18 protein-coding genes are annotated in these 20,049 nt (G+C 70.1%); 10 read left to right on the forward strand and 8 right to left on the reverse strand.

Annotation, left to right across the window (positions count from 1 at the left end; all coding sequences use genetic code 11):
• Window positions 1-52 precede the first annotated feature (52 nt).
• The 7 genes from AC0NZN_RS13320 to acsA all read right to left on the reverse strand — a co-directional run bounded on the left by AC0NZN_RS13320 (window position 53) and on the right by acsA (window position 9,516).
• Window positions 53-1,729, reverse strand: coding sequence for a sensor histidine kinase (locus AC0NZN_RS13320; protein ID WP_474592784.1), 1,677 nt, complete (start codon window positions 1,727-1,729; stop codon window positions 53-55).
• A gap of 379 nt (window positions 1,730-2,108) precedes the next feature.
• Entirely contained in the window at window positions 2,109-4,076 is a 1,968-nt protein-coding gene (locus AC0NZN_RS13325) for an ABC1 kinase family protein (RefSeq protein ID WP_474592785.1), read from the reverse strand.
• Window positions 4,077-4,094: 18 nt separating this feature from the next.
• Window positions 4,095-4,337: an acyl carrier protein gene (locus AC0NZN_RS13330; protein ID WP_474592786.1), complete on the reverse strand. Its 243-nt coding sequence runs from the start codon at window positions 4,335-4,337 to the stop codon at window positions 4,095-4,097.
• Entirely contained in the window at window positions 4,334-5,746 is a 1,413-nt protein-coding gene (locus tag AC0NZN_RS13335) for a 2-oxo acid dehydrogenase subunit E2 (RefSeq protein WP_474592787.1), read from the reverse strand. The genes AC0NZN_RS13330 and AC0NZN_RS13335 overlap by 4 nt, the downstream gene beginning before the upstream one ends.
• On the reverse strand, window positions 5,739-6,719 hold the full coding sequence (locus AC0NZN_RS13340; protein ID WP_474592788.1) for an alpha-ketoacid dehydrogenase subunit beta: 981 nt from the start codon (window positions 6,717-6,719) through the stop codon (window positions 5,739-5,741). Before AC0NZN_RS13340 ends, AC0NZN_RS13335 begins: the two co-directional genes overlap by 8 nt.
• Entirely contained in the window at window positions 6,716-7,717 is a 1,002-nt protein-coding gene (gene pdhA, locus AC0NZN_RS13345; RefSeq protein ID WP_474592789.1) for a pyruvate dehydrogenase (acetyl-transferring) E1 component subunit alpha, read from the reverse strand. Before pdhA ends, AC0NZN_RS13340 begins: the two co-directional genes overlap by 4 nt.
• On the reverse strand, window positions 7,714-9,516 hold the full coding sequence (gene acsA, locus AC0NZN_RS13350) for an acetate--CoA ligase (RefSeq protein WP_474592790.1): 1,803 nt from the start codon (window positions 9,514-9,516) through the stop codon (window positions 7,714-7,716). Before acsA ends, pdhA begins: the two co-directional genes overlap by 4 nt.
• Window positions 9,517-9,670: 154 nt before the next feature.
• On the opposite strand from acsA, the gene AC0NZN_RS13355 reads away from it, so the two are divergent.
• The 4 genes from AC0NZN_RS13355 to AC0NZN_RS13370 all read left to right on the forward strand — a co-directional run bounded on the left by AC0NZN_RS13355 (window position 9,671) and on the right by AC0NZN_RS13370 (window position 14,276).
• On the forward strand, window positions 9,671-10,201 hold the full coding sequence (locus tag AC0NZN_RS13355) for a GyrI-like domain-containing protein (protein ID WP_474592791.1): 531 nt from the start codon (window positions 9,671-9,673) through the stop codon (window positions 10,199-10,201).
• Between the two features lie 23 nt (window positions 10,202-10,224).
• Window positions 10,225-13,017 carry a cation-translocating P-type ATPase gene (locus AC0NZN_RS13360; protein ID WP_474592792.1) on the forward strand — a complete coding sequence of 931 codons (2,793 nt, stop codon included), beginning with the start codon at window positions 10,225-10,227 and terminating at the stop codon, window positions 13,015-13,017.
• 153 nt (window positions 13,018-13,170) lie between these two features.
• A complete protein-coding gene (locus AC0NZN_RS13365) occupies window positions 13,171-13,833 on the forward strand; it encodes a BON domain-containing protein (protein WP_474592793.1) in 663 nt (220 codons plus the stop codon).
• 14 nt (window positions 13,834-13,847) lie between these two features.
• A complete protein-coding gene (locus AC0NZN_RS13370; protein ID WP_474592794.1) occupies window positions 13,848-14,276 on the forward strand; it encodes an Hsp20/alpha crystallin family protein in 429 nt (142 codons plus the stop codon).
• A 133-nt stretch (window positions 14,277-14,409) separates the two neighbouring features.
• On the opposite strand, the gene AC0NZN_RS13375 is transcribed toward AC0NZN_RS13370, so the two are convergent.
• Window positions 14,410-15,504 carry a baeRF11 domain-containing protein gene (locus tag AC0NZN_RS13375; RefSeq protein WP_474592795.1) on the reverse strand — a complete coding sequence of 365 codons (1,095 nt, stop codon included), beginning with the start codon at window positions 15,502-15,504 and terminating at the stop codon, window positions 14,410-14,412.
• A gap of 284 nt (window positions 15,505-15,788) precedes the next feature.
• Between AC0NZN_RS13375 and AC0NZN_RS13380 the strand changes: the two genes are divergently transcribed.
• The 6 genes from AC0NZN_RS13380 (at window position 15,789) to AC0NZN_RS13405 (ending at window position 20,047) form a co-directional block, all read left to right on the forward strand.
• Window positions 15,789-15,923, forward strand: coding sequence for a hypothetical protein (locus AC0NZN_RS13380; RefSeq protein WP_474592796.1), 135 nt, complete (start codon window positions 15,789-15,791; stop codon window positions 15,921-15,923).
• Between the two features lie 66 nt (window positions 15,924-15,989).
• Window positions 15,990-16,922: an ABC transporter ATP-binding protein gene (locus AC0NZN_RS13385; RefSeq protein WP_474592797.1), complete on the forward strand. Its 933-nt coding sequence runs from the start codon at window positions 15,990-15,992 to the stop codon at window positions 16,920-16,922.
• Entirely contained in the window at window positions 16,888-17,688 is an 801-nt protein-coding gene (locus tag AC0NZN_RS13390; RefSeq protein WP_474592798.1) for an ABC transporter permease subunit, read from the forward strand. Before AC0NZN_RS13385 ends, AC0NZN_RS13390 begins: the two co-directional genes overlap by 35 nt.
• Before the next feature lie 61 nt (window positions 17,689-17,749).
• Window positions 17,750-18,253: a hypothetical protein gene (locus AC0NZN_RS13395; protein WP_474592799.1), complete on the forward strand. Its 504-nt coding sequence runs from the start codon at window positions 17,750-17,752 to the stop codon at window positions 18,251-18,253.
• A gap of 48 nt (window positions 18,254-18,301) precedes the next feature.
• Window positions 18,302-18,673, forward strand: a complete 372-nt coding sequence (locus AC0NZN_RS13400) for a VOC family protein (protein ID WP_474592800.1) — start codon at window positions 18,302-18,304, stop codon at window positions 18,671-18,673.
• A gap of 327 nt (window positions 18,674-19,000) precedes the next feature.
• Window positions 19,001-20,047 carry a histidine kinase gene (locus tag AC0NZN_RS13405; RefSeq protein WP_474592801.1) on the forward strand — a complete coding sequence of 349 codons (1,047 nt, stop codon included), beginning with the start codon at window positions 19,001-19,003 and terminating at the stop codon, window positions 20,045-20,047.
• Window positions 20,048-20,049: the final 2 nt, after the last annotated feature.

A 20,049-nucleotide genomic window follows, 5' to 3' on the forward strand; every position in this document is an offset into this window, starting at 1 on the left:
CTGCGACGTCGGGGCGGGGGACTTTCGTCACGCGGGATGCGGTGCCCCGCCGTCACGCGGGAATGGGAACGCGCCAGTGCACCCGTGTGCCGCGCTCGGCGACCCTCTCCAGGGTGTACGTGCCGCCCCGGCCCGCCGCGCGCTGGGCGAGGTTGCGGGTGCCGCCTCTGCCCACGGTGTCGGGATCCACGCCGTCGCCGTCGTCCTCGATGCTCACGTCGACCTCGGAGTCGGTGACGACGACGGTCACCGAGGAAGCCTCGGCGTTCGCGTGGCGGGCGATGTTGGCGAGGGATTCGCGCACGACGGCGACGACGTCGTCGGCGAGCGATTCTCGGAGGATCAGATCGACCGGCCCCGTGAACGTGATCCGGGGAGTGCACCCGAGCGCCGGTACGAGCTCGCTGACGACGTCGAGGAGCCGATGACGGGCCAGCACCGACGACGAGCCTCGGCTGCGGAGGGTGAAGATCGCGGTGCGGATGTCGGCGATGGCGGCATCGATCTCCGTGACGCGTGCGTCGAGCTCGACCGCGTGGGCGGGGTCTGCCGCGGCGAGCGCCTGAAGGCCCAGTCCGGTCGCGAACAGCCGCTGGATGACGAGGTCATGGAGGTCGCGAGCGATCCGGCTGCGCTCCTCGACGACCTCGAGGCGTTCACGGTCCTGGCGCGCCCACGCGAGGGTGAGGGCGAGGCCGGCCTGCGCGGCGAACTCGGAGATCGCCGAGAGCTCGGGGTGCGTGAACGCGCCTCCGCCCGGACCCCGCGACACGCACAGGGCGCCGATGATGCGCCCGGCGCTCATGAGCGGCACGGCTGCGGTGGGACCGAGTTCGATGCCACGGTCAGCGAGCGCCCACGTCTCCTCCGTGATGAGCCCGCCGGCGCTCATCGCACGACCCGCCGGCGTCGAGCGGGCCGGCATCACGGTGCCCGCCAGGCGGTCGGCATCCGGCCCGCGCGCCGCATCCACCCGCATCTCATCGTCGGAGTCCGTCGGGACCGTGATCATGACCAGCTCGACCGGGACGACGGAGGCGACGCGCTCGGCCACGACGCCGAGGACATCGACCGTATCGGGGGAGAGGAGCGCGGCCTGCACCTCCGACAGAGCCGTGCTCAGCCGCTCCTGGCGGCGTGCCTCGTCGTACAGCCTGGCGTTCTCGATCGCGATCCCGGCCGTGTTGGCGAGGGACTCGATGAGCTCCGCGTCCTCTTCCGTGAACCCGCCGTCCGGTGAGTTCGTGAGATAGAGATTGCCGAAGACCCGGTCGCGAACCCGCACGGGGACGCCGAGGAAGGCGTCCATCGGCGGGTGATGCTCGGGGAATCCGACCGAGCGCGAGTCGTCGGCGAGGTGTTCCAGCCGGATGATCTTCTCGGTGTCGATCACAGCGCCGAGCAGCCCGCGTCCCTCTGGGAGATGTCCGATCAGGCGCACCAGGTCGGGCGGTATCCCCACGTGGATGAAGCGCTCGAGCTGCCCCTTGCTGTCGATCACGCCGAGCGCGCCGAAGTCCGCCCCGACGAGTGATGCGGCAGCCTCGACGATGCGCGACAGCACGCGATCGAGATCGAGCTCCTCGATCACCGCGCGGTAGGCCTGCAGCAGGGCCCGCAGGCGGCCTTGCACGGTCAGCACGCGCTGCGCCTGCGAGATCAGGTCGCTGATGGTGGTCTCGAGCTCCGCGCGTGGAACGTCGGGGAACCGCAGTGCTTCGTGGTCCATGAACCCAGCTTCGGGAAAGTTGGGGTCATGATACCGCGGATATCCAAGGATTGGCGGAACTCAGATGGCGGCCCATCCTCCGTCGACGGGAAAGGATCGACCCGGACACGTCCGAGGCGTCGTCGCTGAGGAGCCACGTGATGGCCGCGGCCAGCGCCGCCGGGTCGGCGATCGCCGGGATGACGGGACCTTGGTCCCGTCCGCGACGTCCGGCCGGACCTTAGCCTGGGTGCCACGGGCAGCTCCCGTGGCGACCGGCGAAGACGGCAGGAATTGATGAGCTGCGTCAATCGGAGCCGAGGTTGCGGCAGCGAAGGGGAGGCGTCTCGGGGGACGCCTCCCTGCTCCCGCTCCTGGCACCCGCGGTCGCGGCAGTGTGTCAGCGGGATCGACCGCGGAACGAGCGGCTGAGGCTGCGCAGCAGCAGGAGCAGGCCCCCGAGGGCGAGCACGCTGCCCAAGAACGCGAAGGCCCGCACATCCGTCGTCAGCATCGGCCCGCTGCTGCTGACGGCGAGCAGCACCCCGGCGATCACGAGGGTGATGCCGATGACCGTGATCGTCATGCGAGAGATCAGGGCGTCGACCCACGAGCGCTCCGTGCCGCTCTCGAACATGCGCATCCGCAAAGAGAACGTGCCCTCGTCGAGAGCGCGGGAGACGCTCTCGATGCGCCGGCTGAGGCGCCGCGCACCCTCCATCAGCACGGCCCCTCGCGATTGCGCGCTCAGGATCGCATCGCGCACCGACAGCTGTTGCAGGGCGGCGGACGGCGCGAGGGCGAGCCCCCGCCGGGTGAGGTCGTAGTCGTGGTCGAGCAGGCGCAGTGTGCCTTCGAGCGAGCTCAGCGTGCGCAGCACCAGCAGCAGCGACGGAGGGATCGCGAGGCGGTGCCGCCGCAGCGCGTCGAGCAGCAGTCGGAAGATGTCGTCGTGCGTCGGGCTGTTGCGCACGCGGGTGATGACGACGCCGACATCGCGCTGCAGGGCGTTCTTCTGCAGCGAGTCGCCGTGCCCGCAGATCAGCAGCACGAGATCCGTGGCCACTGTGTCGTCCTCGTTCGCGATCGCGACCAGCAGAGGCACGAGCAGGCGGCGGAGACTCTTCTCGACGATCCCCACCGAGCCGAAGTCGATGAGCGTGACATCACGAAGACCGTTCTCGCCACGCTGCTCGCCGAGGATGAGGTTGCCCGCGTGGAGGTCGGCATGGAAGACGCCGCGCAGCAGGACCTGGTCGAAGACGGCCGACGCGATCTCGTCGGCGATCGCGGCCGCATCTTCGGGCGGCAGGTCGACGGAGGCGATGTGGGTGAACGGTGTGCCGCGGACGCGCTCCTGCACGAGCATCCGCTCGGTCGAGAGCTCCGCGTAGCTGCGGGGGATGCGCAGCGGCGACGGCGATTCGGCGGTGGCGGCGCGCAGCAGCTCGGCGTTGACGATCTCGATCCGGTAGTCCAACTCGTCGTCAAGTCCGCGCGCGAACTCCTCGACGAGTGCCGCCGCGCCGTATTCCCTGGCCCAGTCGGTGCGGCGCTCGAGGTCCGCGGCGAGGCGGCGCAGGATGTCGAGATCGGTCGTCACCTGCCGCCTCGCGACGGGGCGCTGGATCTTGACGATCACCTCGTCCCCGTCGAGGAGCTGCGCGGCGTGCACCTGGGCGACGGAGGCCGCGGCGAGGGGCTCGGGATCGATGCGGGCGAAGACCTCGTCGATCGGCCGGTGCAGCTCGGTCTGGATCGCCGCCTGCGCATCCGTCCATGGGATCGGCGTCGACTCCATCTGCAGGGTCGCGAACGCGTCCACGAACTCGCGCGGCAGCAGGTCGTCCCTGGCGGAGAGCACCTGGCCGAGCTTGACGAAGGTCACCCCCGCCTCGTTCATCGCGTCCACGAGAGCGGCGGGCAGGTCGCGAGGCGCCGTCCGCGGGGTGCCGAACAGGGCGACTCCGTGCCGCGAGGCGATCGACAGGATCTGCGTGTACCTCCTCGCGCGGTCGCGACGGCGGAACGCCTCCCGGATGGATGCGACCGGATTGCGCAGCCCGTGGGACGGCCAGGCGAACTCGAGGGTGACGATGCACACGACGACGGCGGCGAAGAGCCACCCGAGGGTGACGGCGAAGAACGACAGAGCGATGGGCAGCTCGGCGACGACCTGCCCGTCGCGCACCACCCCCGCGGCATCCAGCGACCATGTCGTCAGGGGCAGGGCGACGATGAAGACGATGAAGCCCGTCGCAACCGAGCGGATCCATCCCACCGATCGATCGAGCAGGCGGCGCGCCGCCCACGCGGCGCCGACGGCGAACACGAGCCCGAACAGGCCGACGGCGAGCCAGGAAGGCATGCAGGCTCCGCTTCGCCCTCACGCGCGCGACGCGATGTAGCGGGTGAGCGCCTGCACCGTGGTCAGCGTCGCATAGTCGTCCTCCGGCGTGGTCACCCCGGTCGACTGGGCGAGGAGCTCGAGGATCCCGAGGAAATCGAGCGAGTCGAGCTCGAGATCCTGGCGCAGTCTCGCAGAGTCGTCGAGGCCACCGGCATCGATGTCGGGTGCGACCTCGGTGATCGCGGCCAGGACGGCCGCCCGTGCATCCTGTTCGTTCACAGCTCCTCCGGCTTCTGCAGCAGTTCGTCGATGCGGGCGAGAAGGCGGCCGCCCACCAGGCCGTCGCTCGCACGATGGTCCGCCGACATGGTGGCGATGACGGTCGGCCGCACGCCGATGAGGCCGCCGCGGGCCACGGGCCGTTCGACGACGCGGCCGAAACCGACGAGCGCGACCTGCGGGGGGTAGATGACGCCGAAGATCGACTCGACGCCGAGATCGCCGAGGTTGGTCACCGTGATCGTCGGGTCGGCCATCTCGGCGCGCTGAAGGCGCCCCGCCCGCGCGCGTGCGACGAGGTCGCGCAGCCGGCTCATCAGCTCATCGAGCGTCAGCGCGTCGGCGTCATGGATGGCCGGCGCGATGAGCCCGCCGCCGCGCAGGGCCACGGCGACCCCGAGATGGACGGCGCTGCTCGGCTGGAACGCGCCATCGAGGAAGAACCCGTTCACGTCGGGCACCTCCTTGGCCGCCTGCGCGGTCGCTGCCAGCAGCAGGGCCGCCGGGACGAGCCGCTGCGCGATGGGCCGGCCGAGGTTGGTGCGCTGCATCCAGTCGACCGCCGCGGTGAGGTCGATCGTCGTGCTCAGGTAGTAGTGCGGGATCTCTCTCTTCGATCGCGCCATCAGCGTTCCCACGGCCCGATGCATCTTCGCGACGCGGTCGGCGGCGCTCTCGGCGGAGCCCTCCGCAGGCGTGGGAGCCGCGGGTGCGGCCGGCGCGGGGGAGGGCGCACGCGTCGGCGGAGGCGTCTCTCGGCTGCCCGTGCGGGCGATGTCCTCCGCGAGCACGGCGCCGCCGGGTCCGCTGCCGCGCACCTCGGCGAGGTCGATGCCCCGCTCGGCCGCGAGCCGGCGCGCGCGAGGAGAGGAGCGCAGGCGAACCCCTGCCGGCGCGGGCATCGGAGCGAGCGGCGCGGATGCGGCGGGCGGGATGGCGTGGCCCGCGGCGGCCTCTACATCCGACCGGGTGATGGCGCCGTGCTTTCCGGTGCCCTGAAGCCGCGTGAGGTCCACGCCGAGCACGTGGGCGAGACGCCGGACAGGCGGCGTCACCGCCGGTGCCGGCTCCTCCGCCTCGACAGGCTCGGCGACGGTCGTCGCGACCGGCGACGGAGCGCGCGGCGTGGTCGTGCCCGACGCGACGGGAGCGCCGACGTGCGCACCGTCGGCCGGTGTCCCGGTGATGCGGGCGATGGGGGTTCCCACCGGCACCGACTGGCCGAGGTCGACGAGGAACTCGGTGACGACCCCCTCCTCGAACGACTCGATCTCCATCACCGTCTTCTCGGTGTCGACCTCTGCGATGAGGTCGCCGCGGTGGACGTAGTCGCCGGGTGCGACCAGCCACTCGACGACCTTGCCGCTTTCCATGTCCGCCCCGAGCGAGGGCATGCGGAACTCACCCATGAGCGCCGACCGTCTCGTGCGCGGCGGCGACGACGCGCGCAGCCGACGGGAGAGTCGCCAGTTCGAGGTGGCGCGCGTAGGGGACGGGGACCTCGGCGCTGCAGACCCGGGTCACCGGCGCGTCCAGCTCGTAGAAGGCAGCTTCGCCGATGCGGGCGCTGATCTCGGCCGAGATGCTTCCGCTGCGCCAGCCTTCGTCCACGATCACGGCGCGATGCGTCTTCGCGACGCTCGCGAGGATCGTCCCGTCGTCGAGGGGGCGCAGTGATCGGAGATCGATCACCTCGGCGTCTATGCCGTCCTCGGCGAGGGATGCCGCCGCATCGAGGGTCGCGGGCAGGGTGCCGCCGTACGTGATCAGCGTGATGTCTGCGCCGGGCCGGCGGATCGCGGCGCGATCGATGTCCACCGGACCGGCGTCGTCGGCGAGCTCTCCCGAGACGTTGTACAACGACCCGTGCTCGAAGATGAGCACGGGGTCGGGGTCTTCGAGCGCGGTCCACAGCATGCCGCGCGCGTCCTCGAGGGTCGCCGGCGTCAGGATGCGCAGGCCCGGGATGTGCGCGAACCATCCCTCGAGGCTGTGCGAGTGTTGCGCGGCGAGCTGGCGACCGCCGCCCGTCGTCATCCGGATCACGAGGGGCACGTTGAACTGCCCACCCGACATGTGCAGGAGGGTCGCGGCGTTGTTCACGATCTGATCGAGGGCCAGCAGGCTGAAGTTGACGGTCATGATCTCGACGATGGGCCGCATGCCGCCGAGCGCGGCGCCGATGCCCGCCCCGACGAAACCCGCCTCCGACAGGGGCGTGTCGCGGATGCGGGCAGGGCCGAACTCTTCGAGCAGCCCGAGGCTCACTGCGAACCCGCCGCCGTAGCGGCCCACGTCCTCGCCCATGAGGAAGACCCGGTCATCCCGCTGCAGGGCCTCCCGCATGGCGGCGCGCATCGCCTCCCGATAGGTCGTCTTCACGATGCCGTCCGTTCGCTGTACACGAAGCGCGTGAGCTCCTCGACCGGTTCGAGCGTCCCCGCGTCGGCGAAGGCGACCGCGGCGCGGATCTCGTCGTCGACCTCCTGCTCCAGCGCCGACCACGCCTCCGGGCTGAGAGCGTCTGCCGCCGTCAGTGCGTCCTGGAGCTGTGTGATCGGATCCCGTTCCATCCAGTGCTGGACCTCGGACTTGTCGCGGTACAGCTCGGGGTCGAACATCGAGTGCGCCCGGAACCGGTAGGTGCGCATCTCGAGGAAGTGCGGTCCGCCTCCGGCGCGGATGGCGTCCACGGCGCGCCGCGCGGACTCCTGCGTGGCGAGGACGTCCATGCCGTCCACCGACCACGCGGCGACCTCGTAACCGGAGGCCTTGAGCGCGAGGTCGGTCTGCGACTCCGAGCGGTCCAGTGCCGTGCCCATCGCATAGAGGTTGTTCTCGCAGCAGAACAGCAGCGGCAGATTCCAGAGGGCGGCGAGGTTCATGCTCTCGTGGAATTCGCCCTCCGCCACGGCGCCCTCCCCGAAGAAGCACACCGTCACCCGGTCACGGTGCGCCAGCTTGTCCGCCAGCGCGAGGCCGACCGCGATCGGGAGCCCGCCCGCGACGATGGCGTTGCCCCCGAAGAACCGGGTGGACGCGTCGAACAGGTGCATGGAGCCGCCGCGTCCGCGGCAGCATCCCTCTGCACGACCGCACATCTCCGCCATGATCGTGGTCGCGGGCACACCGCGCAGCAGGGCGTGACCGTGCTCGCGGTAGGTCGCCACGACCGAGTCCTCGGGGCCGATCGCCGACATCACTCCGGCGGCGACCGCCTCCTCGCCGATGTAGACGTGCAGGAATCCGCGGATCTTGGTCGCGCTGTAGAGCTCGACGCAGGCCTCTTCGAACCGTCGCACCCGCAGCATCTGCTTCAGCAGGTGCCGGACGCCTTCGGGGTCGCTCGAGATGCGCTCCGCGGTCTCGTCGGCGGTCATCGCCCCGCCTCCAGAGTCGACGTGTCGCCCTCGGGCAGTCCGAGCTCACGCGCCTTGAGCAGGCGACGCAGGATCTTCCCGCTGCGTGTCTTCGGCAGCGCGGCGACGAACTCGAGGCGTCGCGGTGCGACGGTCGTGCCGAGCCGCTTGCGGGCGAAGCCGATGAGCTCGCGCTGAAGCGCATCCGTCGCCTCGTACCCGGGCTTCAGCTCGATGAACGCCTTCACGACCTCGCCCGCGACGTCGTCGGGGACCCCGATGACGCCCGCCTCGGCGACGGCCTCATGCTCCAGCAGGCAGCTCTCCACCTCGAACGGGCCGATGAGATGCCCTGCGGTCTTGATGACGTCGTCGCCGCGGCCGACGAACCAGTAGTAGCCGTCCGCGTCGCGCTTCGCGAGGTCGCCCGTGAGGTACCACCCGCCGACGAAGCAGCGGCCGTATCGCTCGTCCTCGTTGAGATAGCCGCGGAACATCGAAGGCCACCCCGGTTTCAGGGCCAGCTCGCCGACGACATCCGGCTCCGTGACGAGGTCGACGGCGCCGTCGCGGACGACGGGCGCGCCGGTCTGGTCACGCGCGACGATCGCCGCCTGGATGCCGGGCAGCGGGCGGCCCATGGAGCCTGGGCGGATGTCCATGGCCGGGAAGTTGGAGATCATGATGCCGCCGGTCTCGGTCTGCCACCAGTTGTCGTGGATGGGCAGTCCGAACGCCTCGAGCCCCCAGACGACGACCTCGGGGTTGAGCGGCTCTCCGACGCTCGCGATGAACCTCAGCGACGTTAGGTCGTGTGCACGGGCGCGCTCGGCGCCCGCCTTCATGAGCATCCGGAGGGCGGTGGGCGCCGTGTACCAGACCGTCACCCGCTGCTCGGCGAGGATGCGGTACCAGCGCTCCGGCTCCATCTCCTCCTCGTCGACGACGGTCGTGACGCCGTGGACGAGCGGCGCGATGATCCCGTAGGACGTGCCGGTGACCCAGCCCGGGTCGGCTGTGCACCAGTAGATGTCGTCGGGATGGAGGTCGAGCGCGAAGCGGCCCGTGGCCGAGTGCGCGGTCACCGCGCCGTGCACGTGCACGGCTCCTTTCGGCCGGCCGGTCGTGCCGCTCGTGAAGTGCAGCAGCGCCATGTCCTCGGCATCCATCGCGGCGATCGGGCCGTGCGGCGGGGCCTGCGCGAGGAGGGCGTGGAAGTCGAGAGTGTCCGGCTCCGGTTCGCCGTCCGCATCCACGAGGAGCACGTGGCGCAGCGACCTCAGCCGCCCGCGCTCGTCCGCGACCCTCTTGAGGTACAGCGCCCGGGTCGTCACGAGCACCGTCCCGCTGCCGAGCTCGAGCCGCTGGCAGACCGGCTCCGGTCCGAACGCCGAGAAGAGCGGGCAGAAGACGGCGCCGTGCTTCAGGGTCCCGAGCGCCGTCGTGTACAGGGGCGGTGTGCGCCCGAGCAGGGAGAACACCCGGTCGCCGCGCTGGACACCGAGCTGCCGGAGGACGCTCGCGAATCGGTCGGTCTCGTCGGCCAGCTGACCGAAGCTCACGATGCGCACGCTCCCGTCGGCCCGCACGAATCGCAGGGCGTCGCGAGCGGCGCCGTCTCCGTGGGCATGACGGTCGACGGCCTCGTGTGCGATGTTCACGCGACCGCCGGCGAGTCCGGCGAGCGTCCGCTGCTCGTCCTCCCACCGGAACGCCGCGTACGTGCGGTCGTAGTCGAGGAGATTGGGGGTGACCGCTAGGTGCGCCGGATCCTTCGTGATCACGGGCCATCGCGTGGGCGCGGGCGTCGTCGCCTTCATGCCCAGACGCTATGGCGGCGAGCCGGAGCCGCCCGGGCCTTTGGTCCCTTCGCGGGATTGCCGGTCGAGCGAATCGCGGCGGGACCAACGACCTATCCGTCTCGGACGGCGTGGCGCAAGGTGTGTGCTGCGGCGAGCGAAAGGAAGCGGGACCATGGCGAGCGACATCCACATCACCGAGCAGGTCGAGGAGGTGCACACGGCGGGTGTCCGCCGGACCGTGCCGATGGACGACTTGCGCGACTTCTTCTCCACGGCCTTCTCGACCACGATGCAGGCTGTCTCCGCGCAGGGTGCGCATCCCGTCGGCCCCCCGTTCGCCAAGTACTACGGCATGCCGACCGATGTCGTCGATGTCGAGGCCGGCTTCCCGGTCGATCGGGTGATCGCGGCCTCGGGCGAGGTCGCACCCGGCATCCTTCCCGGCGGTCGCGCCGTCGAAGCCACCCACATCGGGCCGTACGAGACGATGTCGGACTCGTATGACGACATCGAGGACTTCATCGAGGCGCACAGCCTGGTTCCGGGTGGCGCGATGTGGGAGAGCTATCTGAGCGACCCCCGCGTCGAGCCCGATCCGTCGCACTGGCGAACGCTCATCCACTGGCCGGTCACCGATCGGTCAGATGCGCCGGCGGTCGTCCGCACTGAGACTCCCGTGATCGCGGCGGGGCCGCAGGACTGACGGCGCACGCCATCGCGGGGCGCATGACAGTGGTGGAGGACGACAGCCCGGCCCGCGAGCCCGTCGAGCTGCTGCTGCGGGATCTCCGCACCGGCGAGACGGGGCTCGGCAGCAGAGAGGCTGCCAGGCGCCTCGCCGTCCACGGTCCCAACGTGCTGCCACGCGCGCGACGGATCGGCTGGCCGCGTGAGGTCTTGCGACAGTTCACCCACCCGCTCGCACTGCTCCTCTGGCTGGCGGCAGCGCTCGCCTATGTCGCGGGGACCCCGATCCTGACGTGGGCGATCCTCGGGGTGATCGTGATCAACGCCGTTGTCGCTTTCCTTCAGGAACGGCAGGCGGAGAAGGCGGTCGAGGCGCTCGCCCACTACCTTCCATTGCAGGCGCGTGCCCTCCGCGATGGATCAGCGGTCACGATCGACGCGGTGGACCTCGTTCCTGGCGACATTCTGCTCATCTCGGAGGGCGACCGAGTGTCGGCGGACGCCCGGCTCATAAGAGGCAGCATCGAGGTGGACATGTCGGCGCTCACCGGGGAGTCGGCTCCTGTGAGGCGGTCGGCCGGCCGCACCGATGCCGCCGAGCGGCTGATGGATGCGCCGGATGCGGTGTTCTCCGGTGCGGAGTGCACGTCGGGTGATTGCCGCGCGGTGGTGTTCGCGACCGGCGCTGCCACGGAGCTCGGTCGAATCGCGACGCTCTCGCGGCGGGGCGAGCCGGTCGCCAGCCCGCTCGAGCGCCAGGTGCGGCGCTCCACCTGGCTCATCGCCGGCGTCGCCGTCGCTGTCGGCATCCTCTTCCTGCCGCTCGGGCTTCTCGCGGGGCTCAGCCTTCCGGAAGCAGCCGTCTTCGCGATCGGACTTCTCGTCGCCAACGTGCCCGAGGGCCTTCTGCCGACGATCACCTTGGCTCTCGCCGTCGGTGTGCGCGTACTCGCACGGCGAGGAGCGCTGGTGAAGCAGCTCTCGGCAGTGGAGACTCTCGGTTCGACCACCGTGATTTGCACCGACAAGACGGGCACGCTCACCCAGAACGAGATGCGGGTGAACACGCTGTGGACCATCGACGGCGTGCACGGCCCGTCGGAGCACGGCGTGTTGCTGACCCCTCTCGTCGAGGTGATGGCCGACTGCGTCGAGCTCGAACGCACCGCCGATCCGATGGAGACAGCGCTGCGGGACGCCGCCGCGGAGTTCGGGATCGCCACAGCGCCGCGCGTCGCAACGTTCCCCTTCGATCCGGAACGCAAGCGCATGAGCGTCGTCAGCAGCCGCGGCCAAGGACTGGTCCTCTCGGTCAAGGGCGCGCCAGAGGGCCTCATCCCGCTCTGCGACTCCGTCTGCGTCGCACGCGGCGTGCAGCCCATGACGGCGAACGAACGGCAGCTCGCGATCACGGCTGTGGACGAGTTCGCCCGACGCGGGCTGCGCGTGCTTGCGCTCGCCGCCCGGCGCACGGACGACGTGCCCACCGATGCCGCGGCCGCTGAGGCCCGGCTGTGTCTTCTCGGCCTGGTCGCGCTGCTCGACCCACCGCGGCCGGAAGTCGCGGACGCCGTCGCCGCATGCCACAGCGCGGGCATCACGATTCACGTGGTCACCGGCGACAACGGGAGCACAGCGGCTGAGATCGCTCGGCAGGTCGGGATCGGCGCAAATCGGGTGGTGCCAGGTCCTGACGCGGACCACATGTCGGAGCCCGAGCTCGACGCGCTGCTGGCCCTGCCGGGAGAGATCATCTTCTCCCGCAGCACACCGGAGGGCAAGCTGCGCATCGCCGAGGCGCTGCACGACGCCGGGCAGGTCGTCGCCATGACCGGCGACGGAGTCAATGACGCGCCCGCCCTGCACCGTGCCGATATCGGTGTGGCGATGGGCCGCTCCGGGACGGACGTCGCGCGCGAGGCGGCGACGATGATCCTGACCGATGACAACTTCGCCACCATCGTCACTGCGGTTCGTGAGGGGCGCCGGGCCTACGACAATCTGCGCAAGTTCGTTCTCTACATCTTCGTGCACGCCGTGCCGGAGGTTGTGCCGTTCGTGGTGTTCGCGCTGTCCGGCGGACTCGTTCCCCTTCCCCTCACCGTGCTCCAGATCCTCGCCATCGACCTGGGGACCGAGATCCTCCCCGCTCTCGCGCTCGGGCGTGAGAAGGGCGAGCCCGACCTCATGACCCGGCGTCCGCGGCCGCGCTCCGAGCCGCTCATCACCCGCCGGCTGCTGTTCCGTGCGTGGGCGCTCATGGGAACCATCTCTGCAGTCCTGGCCCTGGCCATCTACTTCGCGGTGCTCTGGGTAGGCGGCTGGCATCCCGGAGCACCGGTCGCGCAAGGCGACCCACTCCACGCGGTCTACCTGCAGGCGACGTCAGCGACCTTCGCGACCATCGTCGCGTGCCAGGTAGGGACAGCGTTCGCCGCCCGCACCGAGCGGGCGTCCCTGCGCACCCTCGGTGTCTTCACGAACCCGCCTCTGCTGGCGGCCATCGGCGCAGAGCTGATCTTCGTCGCGGCGCTCTGCTACGTCCCGTTCCTTCAGCTCGTCTTCGGAACGGCTCCGCTTCCGCTCTGGGTCATCGCGCTGCTCGTTCCCTGCCCGCTGATCGTCTGGGGCGCCGACGAACTCGCGCGGTGGATCGCCCGCCGGCCAGAGGCGCGGCGCGCCGCCGCCGCGGTGGGTGGAGAGATCGGAGTACGAGGGGGCGTCCGCGCCAGCGACGCCCCCTCGCATTCGGCCCCCGGGAGGGATTCCGGCGATTCCCGAATTCGCGCGGATCGACCTCGAACCGGAGGGAGCTCCTCCCTTCCAGGATGAGGCGCGCGTCCGGTGCGCTCCGGGACCAAGGTCCTGCGACCCGGCTTCACGCCGCGAGAGGCGTCCGGGCGCGGGACTTTAGTCTCTGCGTCCGAGCCGGCTGTGGGCGAGTCTGGGGGTGTGCAGGAGGTGCACAGGAGGAAGGGAGAACGAATGGCCACGGCAACGATGACTGACCTCGAGGTCCAGGACATGGTCCGTGACGAGCTGGACTGGGCGCCGGATGTCGACTCCGCAGGCATCGGTGTCAGCGTCGAGGACGGCGCTGTGACGTTGTCCGGGGAGGTCGACTCCTATGCGGAGAAGCTCGCCGCCAAGCGCGCGGCGCTGCGCGTGCGCGGGGTCCGGACGGTGGCCGATGACCTCGTCGTGAAGTCGAAGGGATCTCCCCCCACGGAGATCGACATCGCACGGGAGGTCGATCATGCGCTGAAGACCGCGGTCAACGTGCCGCCGACCGTCCAGGCCGAGGTCACCGACCATCATGTGCTGCTCATCGGCGAGGTCAGCTGGGAGTTCCAGCGGCTCGCCGCGCAGCATGCGGTGCAGTACCTGCCCGGCGTCTACACGATCAGCAACATGATCAGGCTGACGCGGCGTCCGTCGGCGCCCGACACGCAGCAGCGCATCGCCGAGGCGCTGACCCGCAACGCGCAACTGGATGCCGAGAGCATCCACGTGACGGTGGAGGGCAACAGGGTCACGCTCACGGGCACGGTCCATTCGTGGGCGGAGTCGGCTCAGGCGTCCGATGCCGCCTGGGCGTCACCCCATGTCACCGACGTCGTCAACCACCTCATCATCAAGGCCTTCTGAAAGGGGCAGGAATCATGGCAGGAACCATCGTCCGTTTCGACCCGTTTGCCGAACTCGACTCCCTCAGCCGGGAGCTGTTCGACAACAGGTTCTTCCGCGCGCTGCGCGGATTCGCGCTGCCGACGACGGATGTCTACACCGAGGACGAGAAGACGGTGATCGTCGAGGCCCAGCTCCCCAACTTCGAGGAGAAGGACATCACGGTGAACGTCGACCAGGGCGTCCTCGTCATCCATGCGGAGCACCGCGAGAAGGAAGAGGACAAGCAGAAGACGTACATGCTCCGCGAGAGCAGCAGCAGTTTCTACCGCAGCGTCCCGCTCCCCGACGGAGCCGACGACGAGAACATCACCGCCACCTTCAGCGGCGGCATCCTGAAGGTGACCGTCCCGCTCAACGGGGCCAGCGCGCCGCGGCAGATCGCCATCTCCACGACGAGCTAGCCCAGCGAGGCGACGCGGGGAGCCGTGCACCGACACGGCTCCCCGCGCTCGTGCGGGTCGAGGGAGGGATGACCAGACCGCGGCGAGTCGGAGGGATGTCGCGCGGGATGCGGATCGCGTGGGCGGAGCCGGCTCACTCCGGTACGCGGTAGCGCAGGATCGCAGCGACCTGCCGGGTGCTGCGGGCGTCATCGGCTCGGATGGGCACGATCGTCGCATCGGTGGCCAGAGCCTCGCGCAGGAGCACATCCGCGCGGTCCTGGTTCTCCGGCCTGTCCTCGTCGACAGCCCCCTGCGGATCCGGGTCGATGAAGAGGGTGTCCACCGCGCCGTTGCGCAGAGCCGTGTGGATCTGCGCGACGTCCGTCAGGACGAGGCCCGGATCGGTGCCCTCCAGGCGCGAGATCTGCATCCGGCGGGCACGCTCTCGGTGGGCATCGGCGCGCGGCGTGACAAGCTCCGCGAGGTCTTCGAGGCTCAGGCGGTCCGGGTTGCCCGGCACCGGGGCCAGCGCCGCGAACTGCGGGTCGGCTTCGGCATGCAGAAGGCTTGCGAGGGGCTCCGCGGCCACGATCGCGAGCATCGCCCTGGCGTGTCTGACAGGCTCACGCACCGCACGCAGGAGGGCTTTCGCGTAGACGCGAAGCCGCTCCTTCGGATCCTCCGATATCCGACGGTGCGCGAGGGTCTGCCGGTCGTGGGTGAGGTCGAGGTTGACGGTGCTGTCCAGGTCCCGAGGAAGGTCGGGCACCTCCATCGCCCGCGCGGGATATGACGTGACATCGGCGAGACGGGCCGCATTCTCCGACGCGGCGAGCACGCAGATCCGCGGATGCAGCGCGAGAGCGGCGTCCAGCAGGGGGCCGATCACGAACCGGTTCGACACGTGCACGCGCGGGGCAGGCAACGTGGCGAGGGCGAACACGTCGCACGATGCCGGCGTCGCGAAGATGCCGACCGAACGGATCCGGTGGTCGAACGAGACCGCCTCCGGGCGCGCGGGAGACGCCGCCCGCTCCATCTGGTCGCGCACCGCGGTGACGACGTGTGCGGGCGCTCCCGCGCGGTTCAGCGCGTGAGCGGTGAGCCGGATCTGGACCTCTGCGGCCTCGTTCACGTGGTTGCCGCGGAGCCACGTGTCGTCGTCGCTGTAGACGGAGACGCACCACGGCGAGACGACGCCCGCAAGACGGAGGACCTCGGACATGGACAGCGGCGCCGCATCCATGGTTCACCCGTTCCCTTCCGCATCATCTGCCCGATGCCACCGCCGTGGCTCTTCCGGGCGGGCGCGATGCGTGAGGAGCACGCTACGGCCCGCGCGCCGTCCGTCACCGGGACGAAAGTCCTCCGAGGCACCGGGCCGCCGTCCGTGCCACGGGCCAAGGGGCGGCTGTCGCGGGCCCAAAGTCCCGACTCGGCAGCCGAGCGACGGGCATCCTGTCGAGGGCGGGACGGGGTCGACCGCATCGAATCCGTCATTCACGGCCACGACACCCCAGGAGGTGCGAGATGAACAGTCGCCGACCCATCCAGCTGCCCGACCCGATAGACCCCGCAGCGATCACGCTGCCTGCCACCCAGCCGATCGACATCACCGCATTGATCACCGGCAGCGCCGCAGAGCCGGTCGGCCCGTCCGACTAGGAGCGGCCCGCTCGCGCAACCGGCGCGGGCCCTGCACTCAGGACGCAGGCCAGGGAGGAGCACGACATGGACACCGTTCCACCCATCGTGACCGAGGACCTGTCGAAGCGCTATCGGCGCAGTCGCGCGCTGGACGGGGTGAGCCTGACACTGGAGCCGGGGGAGGTGTTCGGCTACCTCGGTCCCAACGGCGCCGGCAAGACCACGACCATCCGCATCCTGATGGGCATGCTGCGCCCGAACTCCGGACGCGCGGTCGTGTGCGGCTTCGATGCGTGGAGTGCGGCGCGGGAGGTGCATCGTGTGGTGGGCTATGTGCCCGGGGAGCCCTCTGTCTACGCACGGCTCACGGGCGCCCAGCACGTCGACTACGTGTGCCGTCTGCGGGGGCGCAAGGACCACGCGCGCGCGGCCGAGGTCGCCGACCGGCTGAACCTCGATCTGACCCGGCGCGCAGGTGTGCTCTCGCGCGGCAACCGTCAGAAGCTCGCGCTCGTTCTCGCAGTGATGTCCCGACCAGCCCTCCTCATCCTCGACGAGCCGACGTCGGGGCTCGATCCGCTCGTCCAGCACGAGGTCCACGCGCTCCTGCGCGAACACGCGCACGACGGCGGCAGCGTGTTCCTCTCCTCGCACGTGCTCGGCGAGGTCCAGCGGGTCGCGACGAGGATCGGGGTCCTCCGGCATGGCAGGCTCATCGCCGTCGAGCGCCTCGACGACCTCAGCGCTCGCTCTCTCCACCACGTGCGCGCCACCTTCGCCGTGCCCGTGAGCGCCGAGGAGTTCGCCGGAGTGCCGGGAGTCACGCACCTCGTCGCCATCGGCGACCGCCTGAGGTGCGAAGCACCGCAATCAGCGCTCGATCCTCTCCTGAAACGGATCAGCGCTCACCCGCTCGTCGACTTCGAGTGCGCCGAAGCGGATCTCGAGGACGTGTTCATGACGTACTACGGAGGCGACGACGATGCTGAGCACCGTGTTCACGAAGTCGCTGTATGACCAGTGGAAGGCCCTGTTGTGGTGGGCGGTCGCCATCGTCGTGCTGATCGCGACCTACGTGGCCATCTGGCCGAGCATCCGCGACCAGCCCTCGATGGCGGACTTCCTCGACCAGATGCCCGAGGCGATGCGCAGCCTCTTCGCCACCACGGGAGCAGATCTCACAACGCCGGTGGGCTACATCCAGGTCGAGCTCATGTCGTTCATCGCACCGATCATCCTGTTGCTGTACGCCATCGGACGCGGGGTGTCGGCGGTCGCGGGAGAAGAGGATGCGCACACCCTCGAACTGCTGCTCTCGACGCCGGTCGCCCGTGCGCGCATCATCGTGGAGAAGTTCGCCGCCATGCTCGTCGGTGTGGCCTTCCTCGCCGCCGTCACGGGCTTCTCCCTCGTCCTCGAGGGATCCTTCGCGGACATGACCCTGCCTCCGGACAAAGTCGCGGCGGCCATGGTGCACCTCGGACTGCTCGCACTGGTCTTCGGCGCGCTGGCGCTCGGGCTCTCGGCATCCACGGGCCGAACCGGCCTCAGCCGTGGCATCCCGGCCGCCCTCGCCGTCGCCGCGTACCTTGTGAACGGCCTCGCGCCACTCGTGGACTGGCTCGAACCGCTGCAGAAGTACTCGCCGTTCTTCCAGTACGTCGGACACGACCCGCTGCGCAACGGCATTGATGTCACCGACATCGTCGTCGCATCCGCGACCTGTCTCGTCCTCGTCACGCTGGCCGCGATCGGCTTCCGGTTCAGAGACACGTCTGCCTGAGGAGCCCGGCCGGGGGACCTTCGGCACTGTCCGGCGTCTGCGGCGTCAGCAGAGTGTGAGCATGCAACCCGGATCACCTCTCGCGGACGACACCGGAGCACGCACGGTCGACCCGGACCGCTCCGGAGGGGCTGTGCTGCGCTCCGCGCAGGTGTTCAGCGTCATAGGGGCCGTGCTCGCTGGGATCCCGATCGCGGTGCCGCTCATCCTCCTGCTGGTCTCCCTGTTCGCCGGCCGGGGAGCGCGCCTGGACGTGCTGCTGCCGGGCGAGCTCATCGTCGCCGTCGTCCTCGGCGGGCTCTGCCTGCTCGCGGCGGCCCTTCTGAGCCGCAGCCTGCGCGCGGTCGTCGGGACCTCCCTCGGAGTGGTCGTGGCGGCGTTCGCGCTCGTCGGCGTCGCCGCCGACGTCACGGGACTCGCCTCCGGCGCCACTCCGCCTGAGGGGTGGCCGCTGATTCTGGTCGGGGGTCTGTACAGCCTGTACGTCCTGGCGGTGGTCGCCCAGTTCGCCGTCGGGGTGATGCTGTGCGTCCGACTCTTCCACGGCGGCCGTCGCCGGCCGTGAGCTTCTGGCGCGTCCGCTGGACGCGACATCGACGATGAGGGAGGCAGGATGCCGCATCCGATCATCCATTTCGAGTTCGGCGCGCCGGACGGCGGCGCGCTCGCGGAGTTCTACCGTCGGCTGTTCGGGTGGGAGGTGCAGCCGGCCGGCCCCGAGTACTGGCTGCTCTCGCCCGGCGCCGAGGGGATCGGCGGGGGTGTGCTCCAGACCAGCCGCGGCATCCCCCCGTATTTCACCGTCTACGTCGCCGTCGATGACCTGGATGAGGCATTGGCGGATGCCGAGAAGCTCGGCGCCGCCCCGATCGTCCCCCCGACATCGGTGCCCGGGGTGGGAAGCTTCGCGATGATCCGCGACCCGGCGGGGAACATGGTGGGGATCATGGAGCAGACGGAGCCGAGTGGACCCGGTACCCCCTGACGGCCGGCCCCATTGCCGGCAGCGCTGAAGGGATCGGCACGCGGTCTTGTGGATGTGCCGCGGTAGTGGTTCGATGTGGCCATACATGGTGTGCGGCAGCGCCGTACCCAGGCGGTGGACCCAGCCGAGTATCGTCCCGCAGCGTATGCCGCGCGGACGTGAGGATCTTCCGCACGCGTAGCCGCAGACGACGGTGGGGTCGAGATGCTCAGGCAGCGCAATAGAGTTTCGCGCGCACTGCGCGAGCGTCAGCGTGCTCGCGCGTCCGACCCGCTCGCTCCGGCGGAGGGGCCCCAGGATGCTTCGCTCAGACGCGATGCGTGGGCGATGGAGTCGAGCAACCTCATCACCGCGATCCTGGGGGACGAGCCACTGGATCCGATCGGTCTGATCGCAGAGCGCCTCGTCATGCTCGTCGGAGACGTCCGGGTGACCGTCGTCCGTCCCGGCCGATCCGATGGCGTCTGGGACTCGACGCTCGTCGGAGATCCCGTCGATGGCACCGAAGGCGGGGACCCGATGATCGTGGACGCGGCCGCCCTGGCCGAGGTCGCCCTCAGGAGACGGCCGTCCATCATCGCCGACGAAGGGTCCGGACCGGCGATGATGCTCCCGCTCAGTACGCGGGACATCGTGGATGTGATCCTCGTGCTGACGCGTGAGGCGGGCGGGGTGCCGTTCGAACCCGTGGATGCGGATCTGGCCGATGACCTCGGCCGTCAGGCGTCTTTCGCACTCCAATTGGCTGCCGCTCGGACCGACCAGCTGAGGCTGATGCTGTTCGATGACCGCATGCGCATCGCGCGGGAGCTGCACGGTGCGGTGATCCGGCAGATCTTCAGCGCCGGACTCGAGCTGCACACTCTCGAGCAGCTGCTGGATGACCCGTCGATGAAGCAGCGCGTCGATGGCACGATCGAGATGCTCGACGAGACGATCACGCAGATCCGGGCCGCGCTGTTCAACCTCTCGAACGCGCCGAGCAACTCGGCGCAGCCGATACGGCATCGTCTGCTGGACCTGATCGCCGAGACCGACTGGCGCCGCAGCGGCATCCCGGCCGTCTCTTTCGTCGGGCACGTGGATGTCCCTGTGGGCGACCTGCTCGCGGATGAGCTGATCGACGTCGCACGGAGGTGTCTGACCGTCATCTCCGGCAGCGCGGGGACGCGCTCCACCGCAGTCGCGCTGTCGATCCAGGACGGCCACATCATCCTGCAGATCACCCTGCACGGTGAGATGGGCGATGGCAGCGTCCACGGGCTCGCCCCGAGGGACCTCGAAGAGGCCCCTCGGGCGGGTCGCCTGGCCGTGGAGTCCGCCGACTCCACGATGCGGCTGACCTGGAGCGCCCCGCTCGCGCTGTCCGTCTGACC

This window comes from Microbacterium sp. sgz311019, from assembly GCF_056135325.1.

Excerpts from the sequence above, each read along its gene's own strand:
- AC0NZN_RS13320 (WP_474592784.1), bottom strand. The coding sequence starts at position 1,729 with ATGGACCACGAAGCACTGCGGTTCCCCGACGTTCCACGCGCGGAGCTC.
- AC0NZN_RS13325 (WP_474592785.1), bottom strand. The coding sequence starts at position 4,076 with ATGCCTTCCTGGCTCGCCGTCGGCCTGTTCGGGCTCGTGTTCGCCGTC.
- AC0NZN_RS13335 (WP_474592787.1), bottom strand. The coding sequence starts at position 5,746 with ATGGGTGAGTTCCGCATGCCCTCGCTCGGGGCGGACATGGAAAGCGGC.
- pdhA (WP_474592789.1), bottom strand. The coding sequence starts at position 7,717 with ATGACCGCCGACGAGACCGCGGAGCGCATCTCGAGCGACCCCGAAGGC.
- acsA (WP_474592790.1), bottom strand. The coding sequence starts at position 9,516 with ATGAAGGCGACGACGCCCGCGCCCACGCGATGGCCCGTGATCACGAAG.
- AC0NZN_RS13355 (WP_474592791.1), top strand. The coding sequence starts at position 9,671 with ATGGCGAGCGACATCCACATCACCGAGCAGGTCGAGGAGGTGCACACG.
- AC0NZN_RS13360 (WP_474592792.1), top strand. The coding sequence starts at position 10,225 with ATGACAGTGGTGGAGGACGACAGCCCGGCCCGCGAGCCCGTCGAGCTG.
- AC0NZN_RS13365 (WP_474592793.1), top strand. The coding sequence starts at position 13,171 with ATGGCCACGGCAACGATGACTGACCTCGAGGTCCAGGACATGGTCCGT.
- AC0NZN_RS13370 (WP_474592794.1), top strand. The coding sequence starts at position 13,848 with ATGGCAGGAACCATCGTCCGTTTCGACCCGTTTGCCGAACTCGACTCC.
- AC0NZN_RS13375 (WP_474592795.1), bottom strand. The coding sequence starts at position 15,504 with ATGGATGCGGCGCCGCTGTCCATGTCCGAGGTCCTCCGTCTTGCGGGC.
- AC0NZN_RS13380 (WP_474592796.1), top strand. The coding sequence starts at position 15,789 with ATGAACAGTCGCCGACCCATCCAGCTGCCCGACCCGATAGACCCCGCA.
- AC0NZN_RS13385 (WP_474592797.1), top strand. The coding sequence starts at position 15,990 with ATGGACACCGTTCCACCCATCGTGACCGAGGACCTGTCGAAGCGCTAT.
- AC0NZN_RS13390 (WP_474592798.1), top strand. The coding sequence starts at position 16,888 with ATGCTGAGCACCGTGTTCACGAAGTCGCTGTATGACCAGTGGAAGGCC.
- AC0NZN_RS13395 (WP_474592799.1), top strand. The coding sequence starts at position 17,750 with ATGCAACCCGGATCACCTCTCGCGGACGACACCGGAGCACGCACGGTC.
- AC0NZN_RS13400 (WP_474592800.1), top strand. The coding sequence starts at position 18,302 with ATGCCGCATCCGATCATCCATTTCGAGTTCGGCGCGCCGGACGGCGGC.
- AC0NZN_RS13405 (WP_474592801.1), top strand. The coding sequence starts at position 19,001 with ATGGAGTCGAGCAACCTCATCACCGCGATCCTGGGGGACGAGCCACTG.